This window comes from Polaribacter sp. 20A6 (assembly GCF_011378915.1).
Lineage (GTDB): Bacteria > Bacteroidota > Bacteroidia > Flavobacteriales > Flavobacteriaceae > Polaribacter > Polaribacter sejongensis.
Genome location: NZ_WTPZ01000002.1, coordinates 398,625 through 417,958, shown reverse-complemented (window position 1 = coordinate 417,958; position 19,334 = coordinate 398,625). Strand labels below are relative to the sequence as shown.

General features: G+C 30.1%; 15 protein-coding genes. 3 read left to right on the top strand and 12 right to left on the bottom strand.

What is annotated here, in order from left to right; translation table 11 throughout:
- Nucleotides 1-111: 111 nt before the first annotated feature.
- The 9 genes from GQS57_RS05645 to GQS57_RS05605 all read right to left on the bottom strand — a co-directional run bounded on the left by GQS57_RS05645 (nucleotide 112) and on the right by GQS57_RS05605 (nucleotide 8,184).
- Nucleotides 112-453 carry a cytochrome C oxidase subunit IV family protein gene (locus GQS57_RS05645; protein WP_165731605.1) on the bottom strand — a complete coding sequence of 114 codons (342 nt, stop codon included), beginning with the start codon at nucleotides 451-453 and terminating at the stop codon, nucleotides 112-114.
- 85 nt (nucleotides 454-538) lie between these two features.
- Nucleotides 539-1,552, bottom strand: coding sequence for a cytochrome c oxidase subunit 3 (locus GQS57_RS05640; RefSeq protein WP_165731604.1), 1,014 nt, complete (start codon nucleotides 1,550-1,552; stop codon nucleotides 539-541).
- A 56-nt stretch (nucleotides 1,553-1,608) separates the two neighbouring features.
- Nucleotides 1,609-2,196: a cytochrome c oxidase subunit 3 gene (locus GQS57_RS05635; protein ID WP_165731603.1), complete on the bottom strand. Its 588-nt coding sequence runs from the start codon at nucleotides 2,194-2,196 to the stop codon at nucleotides 1,609-1,611.
- Nucleotides 2,197-2,198: 2 nt separating this feature from the next.
- Nucleotides 2,199-3,101 (bottom strand): heme o synthase, encoded by a 903-nt coding sequence (gene cyoE, locus GQS57_RS05630; RefSeq protein ID WP_165731602.1) that lies wholly within the window; start codon nucleotides 3,099-3,101, stop codon nucleotides 2,199-2,201.
- Nucleotides 3,102-3,302: 201 nt separating this feature from the next.
- Entirely contained in the window at nucleotides 3,303-5,369 is a 2,067-nt protein-coding gene (locus GQS57_RS05625; protein ID WP_165731601.1) for a gliding motility protein RemB, read from the bottom strand.
- Nucleotide 5,370: 1 nt separating this feature from the next.
- Nucleotides 5,371-5,943, bottom strand: coding sequence for an acyltransferase (locus GQS57_RS05620; RefSeq protein ID WP_165731600.1), 573 nt, complete (start codon nucleotides 5,941-5,943; stop codon nucleotides 5,371-5,373).
- Between the two features lie 2 nt (nucleotides 5,944-5,945).
- Nucleotides 5,946-6,692, bottom strand: a complete 747-nt coding sequence (deoC, locus tag GQS57_RS05615) for a deoxyribose-phosphate aldolase (protein ID WP_165731599.1) — start codon at nucleotides 6,690-6,692, stop codon at nucleotides 5,946-5,948.
- Nucleotides 6,693-6,758: 66 nt separating this feature from the next.
- The gene (locus GQS57_RS05610) at nucleotides 6,759-7,496 is read right to left on the bottom strand and encodes an energy transducer TonB (RefSeq protein WP_165731598.1); all 738 of its coding nucleotides are present in this window, start codon (nucleotides 7,494-7,496) and stop codon (nucleotides 6,759-6,761) included.
- Nucleotides 7,497-7,611: 115 nt separating this feature from the next.
- Entirely contained in the window at nucleotides 7,612-8,184 is a 573-nt protein-coding gene (locus tag GQS57_RS05605; RefSeq protein WP_165731597.1) for a DUF3109 family protein, read from the bottom strand.
- Nucleotides 8,185-8,269: 85 nt separating this feature from the next.
- Here GQS57_RS05605 and GQS57_RS05600 point away from each other — a divergent pair, with 85 nt between their 5' ends.
- From GQS57_RS05600 to GQS57_RS05590, 3 genes are all read left to right on the top strand, one after another.
- Nucleotides 8,270-8,857 (top strand): MarC family protein, encoded by a 588-nt coding sequence (locus GQS57_RS05600; RefSeq protein ID WP_165731596.1) that lies wholly within the window; start codon nucleotides 8,270-8,272, stop codon nucleotides 8,855-8,857.
- A complete protein-coding gene (locus tag GQS57_RS05595) occupies nucleotides 8,858-9,463 on the top strand; it encodes an NAD(P)/FAD-dependent oxidoreductase (protein WP_165731595.1) in 606 nt (201 codons plus the stop codon).
- Between the two features lie 131 nt (nucleotides 9,464-9,594).
- Nucleotides 9,595-10,329, top strand: a complete 735-nt coding sequence (locus tag GQS57_RS05590) for an energy transducer TonB (protein WP_165731594.1) — start codon at nucleotides 9,595-9,597, stop codon at nucleotides 10,327-10,329.
- Between the two features lie 429 nt (nucleotides 10,330-10,758).
- Here the strand turns inward: GQS57_RS05590 and GQS57_RS05585 are convergent, their stop codons facing one another.
- The 3 genes from GQS57_RS05585 to GQS57_RS05575 form a co-directional block, all read right to left on the bottom strand.
- Entirely contained in the window at nucleotides 10,759-11,121 is a 363-nt protein-coding gene (locus GQS57_RS05585; protein WP_165731593.1) for a response regulator, read from the bottom strand.
- A 113-nt stretch (nucleotides 11,122-11,234) separates the two neighbouring features.
- Entirely contained in the window at nucleotides 11,235-11,888 is a 654-nt protein-coding gene (locus GQS57_RS05580) for a response regulator transcription factor (protein ID WP_205860213.1), read from the bottom strand.
- Complete coding sequence (locus tag GQS57_RS05575; protein ID WP_165731592.1) at nucleotides 11,885-19,159, bottom strand: PAS domain-containing protein; 7,275 nt, start codon at nucleotides 19,157-19,159, stop codon at nucleotides 11,885-11,887. The genes GQS57_RS05580 and GQS57_RS05575 overlap by 4 nt, the downstream gene beginning before the upstream one ends.
- Nucleotides 19,160-19,334: the final 175 nt, after the last annotated feature.

Genomic DNA, 19,334 nt, shown 5'->3' with positions numbered 1-19,334 from the left:
TTAATTGGTAATAAAGAAATTCTAAATATTTTATTATTAGTCTTAGATTATAAGAACCTATATTTTGTATATAAAAAAAGGTGGTTAAAACCACCTTTTTAAATTTTTAAATTACCATTTTACAAGTGGTGCTAAAACGCTATGTAAATAATTACCTTCTATTAAAAAGAGTGTTAGTAAATAACAAATTAAGAAAACAGAGGTCCAAACTACAGAACGTCTTAACCATTTATTTTCTGCTTCTAAGTGCATAAATGCCCATGCAATATAATAAGCCTTTACTAATGTTAAAATGATAAATATCCAGTTTAAAGGACTTGTACCTAAAATACTAGTAAGGTGTAAAGATGCTGGTTTTATAATACCTAATACAACCTCTACAGTAGTTATAAGTGTTAATAGTACTAAAACTATCCAGATTCTTTTTGTGTTTGATTCGTGTGCGTGTGCCATTTTTTAATCTTATTTTAGATTCCTACTTTCGCAGGAAAGACAATTTAATTAGAACTTTTAGGCAATGCCTAGAGGTCTTTATTTTTTATACTAAGTAGAAGAATGTGAATACAAATACCCAAACTAAATCTACAAAGTGCCAATACAACCCTACTTTCTCTACCATTTCATAATGTCCTCTACGCTCATAAGTACCTAGTACTACGTTAAAGAAAATAATGATATTAATGATAATTCCAGAAAGTACGTGAAATCCGTGAAAACCTGTGATAAAGAAAAAGAAATCTGCAAAACTTGTGTTTCCATATTCATTAACTTGTAGGTTAGCTCCTTCAACAACCATTTTTGTTTTGGCTAATTGCGCCATTCCTTCTTCTCTAGAAAGGATTATCTTTTGTTTTGTTGCTGGGTCAATCAATTCAGAACGAATTAAAACGTCTGGATTTGATTTGTATGATTCCTGAATTTGAGCAACAGAATACGTAGCAATCGCTTCTTCTTTCTCAAACCACAATCCGTTTTCTCTTTCATGTAATACTCTTCCGTCTGTTCTTTCTCCTACAACAAAATCAGACAATGCTATTTGATGAAATATTGGTTCTCCATCTGCATCAACACCATCTTGTGATGCAAATTGTAAAAGTCTACCATCTGTAGTTTTTACAGCACCATAAGTACCATTAATAAAGTTTTTCCACTCCCAAGCTTGAGAACCGATAAAAATTATTCCAAAAATAATAGTAGCAAACATGTACCAAGCTACTCTTTTTTGTTTCATTTGATGACCTGCATCAACGGCTAAAACCATTGTTACAGAAGATATAATAAGAATAAAGGTCATTAATGCAACATAATACATTGGTGCATGTACACCATGTAAACCAGGAAAATGCGTAAATACTTCATCGGCGATTGGCCAAGAATCCATAAATTTAAATCGTGTTAAACCGTAAGCGGCTAAAAACCCTGAAAAGGTTAAAGCATCAGAAACGATAAAATACCACATCATCATTTTACCATAACTTGCTCCTAGTGGTTTTTGTGTCCCACCATTCCAAGTATCTTTACCATCTGTAGGTATAGCAATATTTGCTTCCATATAATAATCTCTGTTAATTAATTCTTAGTTAGTTTGCCAAAAATAACTATTTTTCATCACCTAATAAAATAGAAAAAGAAAAATAGATAAATCCATAGTATATCTACAAAATGCCAAAAGATTGCACCTAGTTCAAACCCAAGCATATTGTCTGATTTGTATTTGTATTTAAAATGATTATAAATAACAACCAAAAGCACTAGAACACCTGCTAACAGGTGTAAAATGTGCATAAATGTAATCCCTATTATAAAAGATGTTGATACAGTACTCTCTGGTCCTGTAAAAAATAATCCCACACTTTTTAACTGATTAAAGCCAACATATTGTTGCCAAATAAACCCTATTCCTAACAATAAAGTAACCACAACCATCACTAAAGAGAGTTGTCTTTTATCATTTTTTAAGAATTTTTGCGAGAAAAAAAGCGTAATACTACTTGCAACAATTAAAAATGTACTGATATAAAATGATTGCGGTAAGTTAAAAGTAACCCAATCATCTCTTTCCATACTTATTACATAAGCACTTGTTAGTCCTGCAAAAAACATAACCATACTAATCATGGAAATCCATAACATAGGTTTTGCAGTCTTCTTCTTAGCAATCACTAATTCTTCCTCTATTCTCTGTTCTCTTACCATTATTAATGTAAAAATTTATCAACTACGTATACAATTTGCACTACTGTAATATATAAAACACTAGACAACATTAATTTTCTTGCATCAACATTATCTTCACTTTTATGCAACTTAACCCCAAAATATAACATATATACTCCTAAAAGAGCAACAATTACGGCCGTTATTGGGTGAATGTAGAATGCTCCAGATAATTTTAAAACCGGAGAAATCGATACCAATATCATTATTACCGTATAAAAAATAATCTGCTTTACGGCTCCTTTATTTTTTTGCCCCATTGGCAACATATTAAAACCTGCTTTTTTATACTCTTCATGTTGTAACCAACCAATAGCCCAAAAATGTGGAAATTGCCAGAAAAACTGAATCATAAACAAAAAACCTGCTTCCATACCAAATTCATTGGTAGCTGCAACCCAACCTAACATAAAAGGAATGGCTCCTGGAATGGCACCAACAAAAACAGATAAAGGTGTAACTGGTTTTAAAGGTGTATAAACACTTGTATATAAAAATATGGAAATAGCGCCAAACAAAGCTGTTTTAGCGTTGATACTATATAAGATAGACAACCCAGAAATGGTAAATAGAATTGCAATTGTAAGCGCAACATTAACAGACATTCTACCGGTTGGTAAAGGTCTATTTTGCGTACGTTTCATAATAAGGTCTGTATCTTTTTCTATAATTTGATTAAATGCATTTGATGCACCAACCATAAAAAAGCCTCCAATAGCTAACATTAGAAGTGTAAAATAATTTACAACATCTATGGCCAATAAATAACCGGCAACGGAAGAAAACACAACACTTAATGACAAACCAACTTTTGTAAGTTGTTTAAAGTCTGAAATTATAGCTTGCATAGATATTTTATTGTCTGTAATTACTGTTGATTCCATTCTATAAAAATAGTTTGCAAAGATATTTGTTAATTATGACTTTACCACCCTTTTAGTTGGGTTTTAACTATAAATAAAAAACCCACTCAATAAATTGAGTGGGAAAATTGCTATGAAAAAGAAAAAGTGTGACTTAATTAAAAATCACACTACAAATGTATGTATAAAACTCTTATGTTTTTCTTAAAAAAATACTAAAATTTAAAAATCGAAGTACCAATTAAATAAATCTGCCCTTACACCAACTGAAAACCAAACATTTGAACCAGATGGATAACTTGTTAAATCTGAATCTGAAGAGAAATTTCTGTAAGATAAACCCGCAAATAGATTTGTATTCGTAGAAGGATTAATTAAATAATTGGCTTGTACGTCTGCAATAAAGATATTTGCAGCATTACCTTGTGCAAGCTCTATACCCGTATCTGATAATCTATCGTTATAAGATTGATAAATATCACCACCATAACTTATTGCCTGATCTTCTAAATCGAACCCTTTTTTACCTACAATAATTTTTGCACTACCACTCCATCTATCTTTTTTATATCTGGCAATAGCAATTGCTTCCCAAAAATTAGCACCCCACAAATGCCCAAGAGGCTGACTGTAATTACCGTAATTTAATATTGGTGATTTATGTGCAAAGGTATAAGGACGCGCACGATTGTACTCTAACTGTAAAAACAAATTATCAACCTTAAAAGCATCAAAGTATTTTACACCCAATTGATATGCAAATTTATGTTTCCAATCGCTCATATCACTAAAGTTCCCTACAGAAAACTCATCAATTACTAATTGAGAATATAAAGAGACATTATTATTAAGCTTATATTTTCCTGTTAAACCAATAATTGCGTTTCCAGAATCTTCACCTCTATTAAACTCTAAAGACCTGTAAAATATAAGTGGATTTAAAAAACCTGCGTCTATTCCGTTTTCTCCAGCAGAAATTGCTGTTTCAAAAAATCCTAAATTTAATTTATCTGTAACATTCACACTCAAATAATGAGCCGCCACATACTTTCTTGCATGTTCATTAGGATCTGACACTGAACTTAAAGACGGTTCTGTATTCCACATCCAAATATTGGTATATTGTATTTTCCAAATATCTAATTTCATTTTTAAATAGGTAGTTGGAGAAGAAACGTCAGACAAAATAAAAGACCTATATCCATCTCCTATAAAGTTTTTACCATTTCCAAACTGAAACTGCATGTATTTATTTGGTGTATATGCCAAATAACCTTCTGCCACAGGATAATCGTGTGAATCCTCTTTAAATCCTTTTGTTTTACCTCTTCCAGGAACCAAACCTTCGGAGTTTTGGGGTCTTACATTGGCTGCATTATTTGTTACAAAGCTATTTACATATTCTGCAAACCTACCTTGACTTTCTGCATACGTTGTAGAAAATGAAAAGTTGTTTCCAATTTCTCCATTTACATTTATAATTCTAGAATTATTAAATGTATAATCTACATCAGAGTTATCTTTCCCTATTTGAAGGTCAAACAGCAAATCTACTGTAAGCCAATAATCGTCTTTTTTAACTTGTACCAAATGCTCGTTCCATACCTTTTTACCTAGCCAAGTATCTTTATTTGGTTTTAAAAACTTCTTTTTTTCCTTAGTTAAATCGTAATATGGCTTTATATCATCATACGAATAAGGTTTAGAAGCAGTGTGTGTTCCTTTTGCTTTATGCAACGCAAATTCATAATCTACATAACTTCTATGTGTAAAAGGTATATTTAGTTTACTACTATGTTCTAAAAAAGTAGAATCTGCAATTCTCTTTTTTGCCACAACATCGATTAAGCTTTCTTTTTTAATTTCTAATACAGTATTGTCTACAAAAACATCACCATCATCAGTTAAAGGAAATTTTATAGGAAGCTCGAATTTCATTTCTATTGCATGGTCATTATACCAAGCAGGTGTAATTTTAGAAAACACTTTAAAAGCTCTCTTTACCTCATCTCTAATTTCATCAAAAGGTGTGTCTACATATATTAATTTAAACTCTCCTTCTGCTGTAACCGCAAAAATAGTATTGGCAGAACCAATAAAACCTTCTTCGTTTGCAATTGCTGGTGTTTTAAATTCTGCAAAAAACAACTCTTTTGTTTGAGCATAAAAACAATCTTTTAAAGATTGAACTTCTACATCTTTACAAGCATCAAAAACGGGGTACTTTTCTTCTTGTGCAAAATATATTGAGGGAAATAATAAAACTAGAAATATGTATTTTTTTATCATCCTATAACTTTATAATGGTATTATTTTTTAATTGATATGTTTCATTACTCTCTTTACAGATTGCAATTCCGTTTTTATTAAATTCTAATCGATGTCCGTATTCACTTACCCAACCAATTTGTTTAGATGGATTGCCAACAACAAGTGCAAAAGGTAAAACTTCTTTTGTTACCACTGTTCCTGCTCCAATAAGTGCATATTCTCCAATAGTATTTCCACAAATAATAGTAGCATTTGCTCCAATACTTGCTCCTTTTTTCACTAAAGTTTGTTGGTATTCATTTTTTCTTTTGATAGCACTCCGTGGATTGATTACGTTTGTAAAAACCATAGAAGGTCCTAAAAAGACATCATCTTCACAAATTACGCCTGTGTAAATAGATACGTTATTTTGCACTTTTACATTTTTACCTAAAATAACTTCTGGAGAAACCACTACATTCTGACCAATATTACATTGTTCACCAATAATACAATGAGACATAATATGACTAAAATGCCAAATTTTGGTATCCTTTCCGATACTGCAATCGTTATCTATTACAGCCGTTTCATGTGCAAAATATTCTATCAAATTTAGTATCCTGAATTACTGTTTTGTTCTTTATTAACAATCTCTTTAGAAGATGATGTGCCAATTCTATCTACTCCTAAAGCAACCATTTTTAAAGCCGTTTCATAATCTCTTACGCCACCTGCCGCTTTTATTTTTAATGGTTTTGCATTTTCTGCAATTAATTTCATTGTTTCTAACGTTGCTCCGTTAGGCAAATTGTTTTCTGTTTTAAAAAAACCTGTTGATGATTTCACAAAAACATTCTCTGCATTTTCTTCGCCAAAATCAGTAAAAACAATATTTTTAATTAAGCGCGAAATTACAATTATTTCTTTGTTTGTTAAGGCAGCAACTTCAATTATCCATTTTATTACTTTGTTATTATCCAAAGCAAGTGCAATCCCTTTTGTGATTTCATTGGTAACCAATTGTAATTCGCCTCTTTTAAAGGCTTCATAATTCACAACAAAATCTAACTCATCTGCACCCAAATTAATAGCTTCTTGTGCTTCTTCTAATTTTTCTTGAATAGTATAAGTTCCTTCATGAAAACCAATTACAGTTCCAATAAGAATACTTTTATTTGCCTCTTGAAGCATTTCCTTAGCTAAAGGAATGTATTTAGCACGAATCATAATTAATTTATAATCGTACAAAATAGCTTCTTGAATTAAATCAATAACATTTTGTTTATTTTCTTCTTCCGTAAGATTCGCTTGACTTGCTGTTTTTAAGTAAGTAGCGTCTAAATATTGACTGATTTTCATCTTGCTAAAATAACAAATAATAAAATATTTTCAACATAAAACCCAACCTTTTGGTTGGGTTTTATATTATTCTAAACTAAAAGCAATGGGCAAACTGTACCTTACTTTAACAGTTCTACTATTTTGTATACCTGGTTTAAATTTTGGTAACTTCTTAATAACTCTTAACGCCTCTTTTTCTAATGTTTTATATGCAGTCCTTATTTTAACATCAACTATTTCTCCTTTATCATCTATAACAAACTGCGTATAAATTTTATGTTTACCAGCATGCAATCCTACTTCATTTGCCAATTCCACATCAAAATTACACTGTACAAACTGTTTCATTTTTTTCTCAAAACAAACCTTATTTTCTTCTTTTGATAAATTATCACATCCTTTAAAAATAGGTGCATTTTGTATGTTGATAAAATCTACATCTTCTACAAATTTCTCTTCAACATTAACCTCTACAACATTTTCGATATCTATTAAAACAGGATTTTCTACTTTAACATTATCAATAATATTTTCAATGATATTATTATCACCTTTTACAACCTCATCTACAAGAAATGGTACTGCTTTTACAATCTCTATTTTAGGAATAACTTTAGGCTCTTTTGTAAAAACAACCTCTGTATCTGGTTCTACATAAACGACTTCTCTTTTAGTAGTTTCAAAATCGGCCACTATTTTCTCTTCGGTTTGGTGCTCTAGTGTTATAAAGATAATAAAGAGCACTAATACCAACCCTAGCTGCGTAAAAATATTAGAAAATTTCTCTAATTGTTTTCTTGGTAATTTCTTGGTGTTTCTCATAATTCAAAAGTTTTTAAATGTTAAAACTTTGTTAAAACAATTAACGTGCCATAAAAAAAGCATCAAATTTCTTTGATGCTTTTTACTTCTATTTATTTCTGATAAAATAATTTACTTATTTTTCTAAATGTTTTGCGGCAATTACCTCTAATTCATCATACCAATCTTGTCCAAATTTCCTTATCAAAGCTTGTTTTACAAACTTATAAATAGGTACTTGTAATTCTTTTCCTAGAGAACAGGCATCATCACAAATTTCCCATTTATCATAATTTACAGCAGAAAACTCACTGTATTCTTTTATTCTGATAGGATATAAATGACAAGAAACTGGCTTTTTCCAATCTATTTCTCCTTGGTTATACGCTTCCTCTATTGCACAAAGCGCTGTCTTTTTTTCATCAAAAATAACATAAGCACAATCCGCACCATTAATTAAAGGAGTTTCTAATTCTCCCCACTCACTGGTTACCCAAGTACCTTGCTCTTCAATAACAGCGATTCCTTCTTTTCTTAAAAAAGGTTTTACTTTAGGATATATTCTTTCTAAAATTTTGGTTTCTTCTTCATCTAAAGGAGCTCCGGCGTCGCCATCTACACAACAGGCACCTTTACAAGCAGATAAATTGCAAACAAAATCTTTTTCGATAATATCTTCTGAAACTATAGTTTTTCCAAGTTGAAACATATCGCAAAAATAGTATTATTTTTTTCTATAACTTTACGTTTTCCTAAACAAAGTTGTCTAATTTTGCAAAATATATAAAAAAATTATGAATTTTAATTTTAAAGAAGCCTTTACAGCCTTTATGGTTTTGTTTGCAGTTATAGATGTTATTGGTAACATCCCTATTATTATAGATTTAAGAAAGAAAGCTGGCCATATTCAATCAGAAAAAGCAGCTATTATTGCGGGTGTGATTATGATTGTATTTTTGTTTTTAGGACAAAGTTTACTAAAACTAATTGGTATTGACGTACATTCATTTGCTGTTGCAGGTGCTTTTATACTTTTTTTTATTGCTTTAGAAATGATTTTAGGAATTACACTTTATAAAGATAATGAAGACGATGTAAACGCAATTACCGCTTCTGTTTTTCCGTTAGCTTTTCCTTTAATTGCTGGTCCAGGAAGTTTAACAACGTTACTTTCATTAAGATCTGAGTTTTATTTAGAAAATATTATCATTGCTGTTTTAGCGAATATTATTTTAATATATATTGTTTTAAAGACCTCTTCTAAAATAGAAAAGATGATAGGTCCTATTGGAATACAAATAATTAGAAAAATATTTGGTGTAATCTTATTAGCTATTTCTGTAAAATTATTTGCAGCAAATATTAAAGTGCTATTTATATAAATGAATTTTGATGTTCTAATTATTGGTGGTGGTGCTTCCGCATTGCAGTGTGCCTTGGTATTAGGTTCTGCAAAAAGTAAAACTTTTGCAGCTGGTAAAACTATTGGAATTATCACTCACCAGAGAGCTTCTCATTTACAAGATGCCTTATTTAATAATGTATTAGGCATACCTGCCCAAACTTTAGGTAAAGACATATTACTTAACGGTAAAAAACAGCTTTCTACTTTATACCCACATGTACAACAAATAGAAAACGAAAAAGTTATTTCTATTTTAAGCAGCGAAAACGGGTATGAAATAACAACCAACCATACTACGCATTTTACTAAGGTTGCAATTATCGCTTTAAATTACTCTAAACCTTTTACAATAGAAGGACTAGACTCTTTTATAGAACCTCATAAAAGAGCTAACCCAGCAAAAGACAGAATTCAACTTAAAAATAAAAACCACCTTATAAAAGACGGTTTATACTGTTGTGGCACCATCTCTGGTTGTAGAAGTCAATTTGCAATTGCTGCAGGAAGTGGTGCAAGTGTTGCTACAGATATTCTTACAATTTGGAACAATAATACACCTACCAAAGTACATGACAAAGTATGATGAAAATCATATTTTAAAGTCCTTTAAATTATTAATTTTACAATAGAAAATCAAATTTACAAGAATTCGATAATCTATCAGCTATTTTTTAATAACGAAGTTAAAATTATACACTTTTAAAGGATTTCAAAATGGACATTAAGAAAAACCCAGAACAACAGTTAGAAAATTACAGTAAAATTTTCTTACAAATAGGGTTAGTATTAGCCTTATTTATTACCTATACTTTAATTGAGCACAAAACTTATGAAAGGAATGACCTAAAAAGTTTAGGACAAGCAAACATGATTGATGATATGAAAGAAGATATTCCTATCATTGAAATGCAAGAGGTAATACCTCCACCAAAAAACACACCTCCGCCTATTGTAGAGCAAATTACAGTGGTAGAAGATGAAAAGGAAATTGAAGAAACAGTAATCGAATCTACAGAAACAGACGAAACAGTAGGTGTAGTTGTAAATACCGATGATATTGTTGAAGTTGAAGAGGTAGAAGAAGTAGTAGAAGATATTCCTTTTATATTAATTGAAAACGTGCCAGTTTACCCTGGTTGTAAAGGAAACAATAAAGCATTAAAAGACTGTTTTACAAAAAAAGTTACAGAATTTTTTGGTAAAAGATTTGATATTAATTTAGCCTCTGAATTAGGCTTAGACCCAGGTAAAAAGAAATTGTTTGTAATTTTTACAATTAATAAAAAAGGGAAAATAGCAAATGTTAGAGCGAGAGGACCACACCCTCGATTAGAAAAAGAAGTAGTAGAGATTATTAATGCTTTACCTACAATGACTCCAGGTAAACAAAGAGGTAACCCTGTAGGTGTTAGCTACAGCATACCAATAACATTTGAAGTTAGAACATAAATAAAAAGAAAAACCCAACTTTAAAGTTGGGTTTTTCTTTTTTTACTCAAAATCTACACAGTAGCAGTAACCTTTAAGGTTTAGAAGCAATCTCTTATGATTTGTATATAACCAAAATCTTCTTTTTTATACCTAATTATAAAAAATAAGAAATTCACCTATTGAACAACCTTACAATGTTATCTATATTTGTAGTATAAAACAAGTACATGGTTGATAATCAAATAAATTAAATCATACTAAAAAAATATTTTATTAAAATATCTTCCCCCACTATTTTAATAATTCATTAATATATTAGTCCCCCAATTATATTAATAAAAAAGCTAAACAACCCCCTTAAAGTTTAGCTTTTTGTTATTATATAAACTTTGTAAACTAAATAATATTTTTTGGAATTAAACCTTTTAAAGATTAGCAACCTAATAGTTATGCTATCTTTATTGCCTCAATTAATTCATCAAAATCTTTAGCTTTATCAAAAAAGGCAAACGCTCCGTATTTAAAACACGTTTTTCTTAGCTCTGTACTTATAGAAAAAACAAAGACTTTAGTATCCTTTTTATCTTTCTGAAGCATTCTTAACAACTCTATCCCATTACCATCAGGTAACTTCAAATCGAGTATTATTACATCAAAATTAGTTTTGTTGAAAATAGAAATTGCTTCATGCAAAGATTTTGTCAAGCAAATATCTCTTATACTATCAATTTGCTTAGCGGCATCAAAAATATTCCTCCCTATAAAAGGGTTATCTTCTACTATCAGTAAATTATGAAATGCTGCTTTCAATATAAGGTTGGGTATCTTAATTAAAAGGCAAGATAAATGGTTTTTACAGATATTTTCATAAGCAAAGTGCTTATCATTCTATTTTAACAGCTATATAAAAAAGTATATACCTATTAAATACCTAATGAAGTTAACCCTTCTTGAATGGCATATTTTGTTAATTCGGGAATAGTGAATAAGTCTAGTTTTTTCATAATGTTATTTCGATGTACATCAACCGTTTTAGGACTTAAAAATAAAATTTCTCCTATTTCTTTAGAAGAACGCCCTTCTGCAATTAACTGTAATACCTCTTTCTCCCTAGAACTTAATTGTGTTTTTTCTATTCCTTTAGGCTCTTTTAATACCGAAAGAAACTCTTGATTAATATCATTTGAAAGATATTTTTTATTTTGCATTACAGTACATATTGCTGTAATCAATTCATCTGAATCTCCATCTTTTAACAAATAAGCAAAAGCACCAGCTTTAAACATACTCTGTATAAACTGCTTACTGGAATGCATAGAAAGACCAATTATCTTTATTTCTGGATTGTTTTTATGAATCTGCCTTGTTGCTTCTACACCATTTAAACCAGGCATAGCAACATCCATAACAACAACGTTTGGCAAAAGTTTTGGACATATTTTTATAGCCTCTCTACCATCGGAAGCTTCGCCAATTATGTGCATATTAGACCTCTGCTCTATAATGTTTCTTAAACCATCTCTTAATAGCTTATGATCATCTACTAATACAATTTTAATATCTTTTAAATAACTCATTTAGATAAAGGTATAAAAATTTTAACAGTTGTACCCATATTTATTTTTGATTTTATTGTAAATTTTCCTTGAATGTTTTTAATTCGTTCCTGAACAGTAAACAAACCAAAACCAGAACCTGAATGATTGTGAAGACTACTCAATACTGCTGTATTAAAACCAACTCCATTATCTGTAATAAAAATATCTAACCCAAACTTATTCTTATCAAGATCTAAAGTTATTAAAGATGCATCTGCATACTTTATAGCATTGGTTAACACTTCTTGTATGCTTCTATACAGTAAAATAGATTTTACTTCATCAAGATTAATATTATCTACATTACTATTAACTACGCAAGCAATCTTATGTGTAGTCTCTACATTATCAAACAACCAACTTAGCGCTTCAATAATACCTAATTGATATAATACCGGAGGTGAAAGTTCGTACGTAATTTTACGGCTATTTTCTAAAGCTTCAGAAATATGAGTTTCAATAAATTTTAAATCCTCATCAATAAATTTTAATTGAGGTCTTTTTTTCAACTCATTAATTTTCATTTTTGAGATTACTAAAGACTGACTTAAATGATCATGTATGTTTGTTGCAATTTCTTTTTTCTGTTTTTCTTCTATCAACGTCATTTCTGTCGTTAATTTCTGAAGTGATGATTGGTATTCTTCTATTTCTTGCTTCGCCAATACCCATTGTGTTATATCTCTTGCTGATGAAATATAGGAATTAATCATATTATCTTTATAAACTGGAGAAGATAAAAACTCTAACCAAACGTAATGACCTTCTTTATGCAACACTCTACAACTAAATGCATCAGTATACATATTACTAAATGTTCTTTCAGACATTACTTTTAATAAAGGCTTAATATCTTCTTTATGAACAATACCAAACACTTTTGTCCCTAAAAGCTCTGATTGCTCATAACCTAATAAGTTATGTATAGAAGGACTGATATATTTAAAGGTACTATCAACTTCATGCAAACAGATTAAATCATTAGAGTTATCCGTTAATATACGGTACATCTCTTCTGCTTTCTCAATTTCACTTCTTGCTTTTTTTTGAGCAGTAATATCTTGATTGGTACCTTTTAAACTGACTACTTCCTTATTTTTACCAAATATGGGCTTACATATAGACCTTATGGTTTTTTCTACATTATTTGGTAAACAAATTCTAAACTCAATATCATAAGGCATTCCTTTAATGTAAACTAAAGATGCTGCATTTTCAAAATAATCAAGGTCATCTTTATGAATTCTATTTAAAATATCTACTTGCTCTGGTGTTGGTTTATTTAAATCAAAATCCCAGATACGAAACGTTTCATCTGACCATTCTGATTTTTTTGTTGAAAAATCAAACGACCAACTACCAACTTGGGCTAACTCTTGTGCTTCTTTTAACCTATTTAAAGATTCTCTTTTTTCAGATTCAGCATCTTTTATATTTTGTACACTCTGTATACTAACAGGAACTGTTTTTTGCTGTTCTAAATTTAGAGGAATTGGAATTGAAATTAGAGCCGCAAACTCATCACCCTTAAAAGTTTTATAATTTACTTCGGATGTAAATGTTTTCTCCTTTTTCCAAATTGAAATGATAAATTCGGCAAATACTTTATGCGCACCTGTACCAAATGTGTTTTCCATGTTCTCTTCTAAAAACTCTTTTTCACTATTTGCTTTAAAAAGTTTTACAGTAGCCTTGTTCACTTTGTTTATGACTACCTTTTTAAGTATCGAAAAGAACACCTCAGGATGCTGCTCTAAATAAACTCTAAAATTAGATATTTTAAGCTTTTTAAGTTCTTCTAATTGTTCTGTTACTGCAGATAGATCTACATTCCAAACAGAAATCGTTGCATTATCAAAAAGATTTCTATACCTCTCTGTTATTATTAAATTTTCGTTTTCTATTTGTTTTCTCTCGGTAATATTTTGAAAAACACCTCTTCTACCGATAACCTCTTTTTGCTCATTAAATAAAGGTTGAACTATCATTCTTGCCCAAATCTCTTCATTTCTTTTATTAATTAATTTTAGCTCTATATCATAAGGGCTTCCATTAAACTCAAGATCAAAAGTCACTTGTCTTATCTTCTCTTGAGAATCTTTATCAAAAAAAGCAATAATTTCTTTTAAAGATGGTACTGCACGTTTAGGATCCAATCCAAAAATATAATAAAGATACTCAGACCATTTAACAGTATTTGTAGAAACATCATATTCCAAATACCCTATTTTAGCCATTTTACTAGCCTCATTCTTAGAATATTCACTACTTTCCAATAACTCTAAAGACCTCTGAATATTTTCTCTAGAAAGTTCTAATGCAAACTGCGCTTCTTTAGAAGCTGTAATATCTTGAAAAACTCCTCTTCTACCAATAACCTCTTTTTGCTCATTAAATAAAGGCTGAACTATCATTCTACCCCAAACCTCTTCTTTCTTTTTATTAATTAACCTAAGTTCAATATCATAAGGAATACCATGTTGCTCAAGATCTAAAGTCACTTGTTTCATCTTTTTTTGCGACTCTTTATCTAAAAAATCAATAACTTCTGTTAAAGGCGGTACTGGTTCTTTTGAATCCAATCCAAAAATATGAAATAGAAACTCAGACCAAACAAAAGTATCTGTAGCATTATCATATTCCAAATACCCTATTTTAGCTAAATTACTAGCCTCGTTCTTAGAATATTCACTTTTTTCTAACAATTCTAAAGAGGTTTGAATATTTTTCTTAGAAACCTCTAATTCAAACTGTGCTTTTTTAGACGCAGTAATGTCTTGTAAAACTCCTCTTCTTCCTATAACTTCATTTTGTTTGTTATAAACAGGCTGACCAAAATTTCTTACCCAAACTTCTTCTTTATCATTGGTAACAAGCTTCAACTCACAATCTAAAGGAGTCCCATTTTTAATCAGTTCTTGAGTTGCTTTCGTATACCTCTCTACAGATTCATCATCAAAAATTGCAATAACATCTTCACGTGATGGAATCCCTTTTTTTATATTAAACCTTAAAATATCATAAACATAATCAGACCATATAAAAGTATCCGTTGCATTATCATATTCTTGGTAGCCTATTTTAGCTATTTCACTTGCTTTTCTCAAGGAATATTCCTTTTTCTCTAAAAGTTTTAAAGCATTTTCTATCTTTTCTTTAGATAGCTCTAATTCTTGTTGTGCTTGCTTAGATTCTGTAATATTCTGTAAAATACCTCTTTTACCAACAATTTCATTCTGTTCATTGTAAATAGGTTGCGCTACATTTCTAACCCAAACAACTTCTTCTTTTAGATTAATAAATTTCAATTCTAGATCATAAGAAATACCACTAATAGTAAGTGCTGTAGTTGCTTCTACAAGTTTTTCTTGAGATTCTTTATTCATTTTCTTCAAGAGCTCCAGCTCTGATGGAATTCCATTTTCAGAATTTGATCCGAAAATACGATGCACGTATTCAGACCACACAACAGTGTCTGTTAACAAATCATGTTCCCAATATCCTATTTTAGCTACTTTACTAGCCTCATTCATAGAATTCTTTCTTATTCTTGACAGTTTTAAGGAAGTCTGAATCTCTTCTTTAGAAAGTTCTAATTCTAGTTGAGCTTTTTTAGAAGCTGTAATATTTTGTAAGACACCTCTTCTTTTAATAATTTTATTTTGTTGATCGTAAACAGGTTCAACTGCTATTCTAATCCAAACTTCCTCATTTCTTAGGTTTGTTAATTTCAACTCAATATCAAAAGGAACACCCTCTGTATCCAATCTAAAGGTAGCTTTCCTCATCTTTTCTTGAGATTCTTCGTTAAAAAGTTCTGCAATTTTTTCTCGTGAGGGTACGGGTTGTTTTATGTCAAACCCAAAAATATGATATATATATTCTGACCAAATATAACTTTCAGTTGCAATGTCATCCTCTAAATATCCCATTTTAGCCATCTTACTAGCCTCACTCTTAGAAAACTCACTGCTTTCTAACAATTTTAAAGACTTCTGAATCTTTTCTTTAGAAACCTCTAATTCTAGTTGAACATTTTTAGAAGCTGTAATATCTTGCAAAACACCTCTTCTTTTAATAATTTTATTTTGTTGATCATAAACAGGTTCAACTGCAATTCTAATCCAAACTTCTTCCTTTCTTAGGTTTGTCAATTTCAACTCAATATCAAAAGAAACACCCTCAGTATCGAGTTTTAAGGTAGCTTCCCCCATCTTTACTTTAGATTCCTCGTCAAAAAAATCTGCTATTTCTCTACGTGAAGGCACTGGTTGTTTTATATCAATCCCCAAAATATGATATATATATTCCGACCAAGTAAAAGTTTCAGTTGCAATGTCATACTCTAGATACCCTATTCTAGCCATTTTACTAGCTTCATTTTTAGAGAACTCACTAATTTCCAACAACTCTAAAGACCTCTGAATCTCATCTTTAGAAATTTCTAACTCTATTTGAGCATTTTTAGCAGCTGTAATATTATGCACTACACCTCTTCTTCCAATAATTTCATTTTTATCGTTGTAAACAAGATGAACCACTTGTCTTACCCATAACTCTTTATTTTTTTTATTAATTAATTTCAATTCAATATCATAAAGAGTGCCTTTTAAAGTAAGGTCTACAGTAGATTTTGCTAACTTTAACTGAGAATCTTTATCGTAAAAAGCCACCATTTCCTTACGTGTTGGAATATCCTCATTTAAAGCCAAACCATAAATTTCATACACATAATCAGACCAAACAAAAGAATCAGTTGCTATATCATACTCCCAATGCCCAATTTTAGCAATCCTACTAGACTCAGTTAAAGAATGATCTCTCTTTTCTAAAAGATGTAACGAAGATTGTATCTTTTCCTTAGACAGTTCTAATTCAGATTGTGCCTTTTTCCATTCAGAGATATTTTGCAACACACCTCTTCTTCCAATAATTTCATTTTGTTTGTTATATATAGGCTTAGCTACATTTCTTACCCAAACCTCCTCGTTATTTCTATTAATTAATTTTAAAACAATATTATAAGGTGTGCCATGTGTATTCAACTCTACAGTGGCTGCTAATAATTTATCTAGCGACTCTTTATCACAAACCTTTACTGCTTCTTTATGTGGCGGAATTCCTTCATTTGGGTTTAATCCATATATATGATAAATATAATCGGACCATGTATATGTATCTGTTGCAGTAATATAATCCCAATACCCTATTTTGGCCATTTTACTACTCTCATTTAAAGAGTAGTCCTTTTTTTCTAATTCTTCTAAAGAATTTTGAATCTTTTCATTAGAAAGCTCTAAGGCTAATTGGGCTTTTTTAGAAGTTGTAATATTCTGTAAAAGACCTCTTCTTCCAATAACTTTATTTTGTTTATCGAATACAGGTTGCACTATATTTCGCACCCAAATTTCTTCCTTTTTTTTATTAGTTAACTTTAATTCAATATCATAAGGCGTTCCATTTGAATTCAACTCTAAATTTACTTGCACAATCTTTCTTTGAGATTCTTCATCAAAAAGTGCTACAATTTCTTCTCGTGGAGGAATTCCTTTTTTAGGATCAAATCCAAAAATGTCATAATGATAATCAGACCAGATAATATTAACCTGTTCGTTATTATACTCCCAATAACCAATTTTTGCCATTCTACTCACTTCATTCAAGGCATAATCCTTTTTCTCTAAAAGCTCTAGAGAAGATTGAATCTTTTCTTTTGACAGTTCTTCTTCAAATTGTGCTTTTTTAAAGGCTGTAATATCCTGCATAATACCTATTCTACCTACAACTTCATTTTGCTCGTTGTAAATAGATTGGGCTACAGTACGCTCCCAAACAACTTCATTTTGTTTGTTGACAAACCTTAATTCTACATCACAAGAAACTCCTTTTATAGCAACATCCTTTACAGCCTGTACTATTTTTTCTTGTGACTCTTTATCATATAGAGAGATCAGTTCTTTTTGAGAAGGAACTCCATTTACGGGGTCCATTCCATAAATAGTATACATATAATCAGACCAAGTAAAAGTCTCTGTTTTAATATCATATTCCCAATATCCTATTTTAGCAACTTTACTAGCTTCCTCTAAAGAGTGTTCCTTTTTTTCTAATTCTTCTAAAGAATCTTGAAGTTTCTTCTTTGATAAAACTCTCTGCGTAATATCTCTAGCAGAGGTAACAAAGTAACTAATTTCATCTCCTTCATAAACGGGAGATGACAAAAACTCTAACCAAACAAAATGACCTTCTTTATGATGAACTCTAACAGGAATAGCTTCAGAAATAACACCTCTACTAATCAACTTTTTTGATAGTACTTCGTTTAAAAAATTAAGATCTTCTTTATGAACAATACTAAAAACTTTTTTACCTACTAAATCTTGTTGTTCGTAGCCTAATATATTCTTTATAGAGGGGCTAATATATTTAAAAGCACCATCTGGTTCTTGTAAGAAAATTAAATCATTAGAGTGATCAGTTAGTATACGATACATCTCTGTAGTTTCTTCAATTACTTTTTCTGCAGATTCAAATTTCTGCTTGTAAGTTAGAGGCTCAAAAACATCTTTTATTTTAAACACGCCTGTTAGCTGCTTGTTTAAATCAAAAAATCTTAAATAAAAATAAAGAAGCGCACTATAAAAGACTGTAAAAATCCCTTTAGATATAAGTCCTGATACGATAATTGACTTTAAATTATCTACTCCCCAAAAATTAAGGGTTACAAAGAATAATGTATCAAAACTTACAACAATTAACATGGTAACACAAATGCGTAAGAATAAACATTCTACTCTTTTAGATATATATTCGAATAAAAGTATAATTAAAAAAGCATCTAAAAATAACACAATTGTACCAATAAATAATTCTCTTAAACTTATATCGAAAAGGTTTACTGATGCATTATAAGTTCCTTGTATTGATGTATTATTAAAATGTAAGTTTAATGCCTGTACAAGAATTGTCATTACTATATTTACTATAAACAGCGCATAAATTAGTTTTTTTGTTTCAATGGCATCTTCTTTTATATATACCATAAGTATCACAAAGAGAGATGCCGTAAAATAAACAACAGAGCCTGGTGAAACAAAAAAACTATCTGTAATTGAAACAGAAACTCTACTGTATAAAAATAATTGTACAAATTGAAATAATCCCAGGCATGCAAACATAACTCCAATACCCAACTGTTTTCTAAGGTGAAATAAAAAAAGAATTACCAAAGCAACTAAAGTGCCCTGCATAAACAAAAGGGCTATTTGACTATAATTCATAGAAATAGGGATAATTATATAGACATAATAAAATGAAAATCTTTTCTATTTTATATACTACATTAAATATTTTAAGGACTAAGGTAAGTATATTTTTTTTTTACATATCAATATACAATGTTGATATTTAACTAATCACAAAATT

What these genes read in the sequence shown, in the direction of transcription:
- GQS57_RS05645 (WP_165731605.1), bottom strand. Translation starts at nt 453, where the DNA reads ATGGCACACGCACACGAATCAAACACAAAAAGAATCTGGATAGTTTTA.
- GQS57_RS05640 (WP_165731604.1), bottom strand. Translation starts at nt 1,552, where the DNA reads ATGGAAGCAAATATTGCTATACCTACAGATGGTAAAGATACTTGGAAT.
- GQS57_RS05635 (WP_165731603.1), bottom strand. Translation starts at nt 2,196, where the DNA reads ATGGTAAGAGAACAGAGAATAGAGGAAGAATTAGTGATTGCTAAGAAG.
- cyoE (WP_165731602.1), bottom strand. Translation starts at nt 3,101, where the DNA reads ATGGAATCAACAGTAATTACAGACAATAAAATATCTATGCAAGCTATA.
- GQS57_RS05625 (WP_165731601.1), bottom strand. Translation starts at nt 5,369, where the DNA reads ATGATAAAAAAATACATATTTCTAGTTTTATTATTTCCCTCAATATAT.
- deoC (WP_165731599.1), bottom strand. Translation starts at nt 6,692, where the DNA reads ATGAAAATCAGTCAATATTTAGACGCTACTTACTTAAAAACAGCAAGT.
- GQS57_RS05610 (WP_165731598.1), bottom strand. Translation starts at nt 7,496, where the DNA reads ATGAGAAACACCAAGAAATTACCAAGAAAACAATTAGAGAAATTTTCT.
- GQS57_RS05605 (WP_165731597.1), bottom strand. Translation starts at nt 8,184, where the DNA reads ATGTTTCAACTTGGAAAAACTATAGTTTCAGAAGATATTATCGAAAAA.
- GQS57_RS05600 (WP_165731596.1), top strand. Translation starts at nt 8,270, where the DNA reads ATGAATTTTAATTTTAAAGAAGCCTTTACAGCCTTTATGGTTTTGTTT.
- GQS57_RS05595 (WP_165731595.1), top strand. Translation starts at nt 8,858, where the DNA reads ATGAATTTTGATGTTCTAATTATTGGTGGTGGTGCTTCCGCATTGCAG.
- GQS57_RS05590 (WP_165731594.1), top strand. Translation starts at nt 9,595, where the DNA reads ATGGACATTAAGAAAAACCCAGAACAACAGTTAGAAAATTACAGTAAA.
- GQS57_RS05580 (WP_205860213.1), bottom strand. Translation starts at nt 11,888, where the DNA reads ATGAGTTATTTAAAAGATATTAAAATTGTATTAGTAGATGATCATAAG.
- GQS57_RS05575 (WP_165731592.1), bottom strand. Translation starts at nt 19,159, where the DNA reads ATGCAGGGCACTTTAGTTGCTTTGGTAATTCTTTTTTTATTTCACCTT.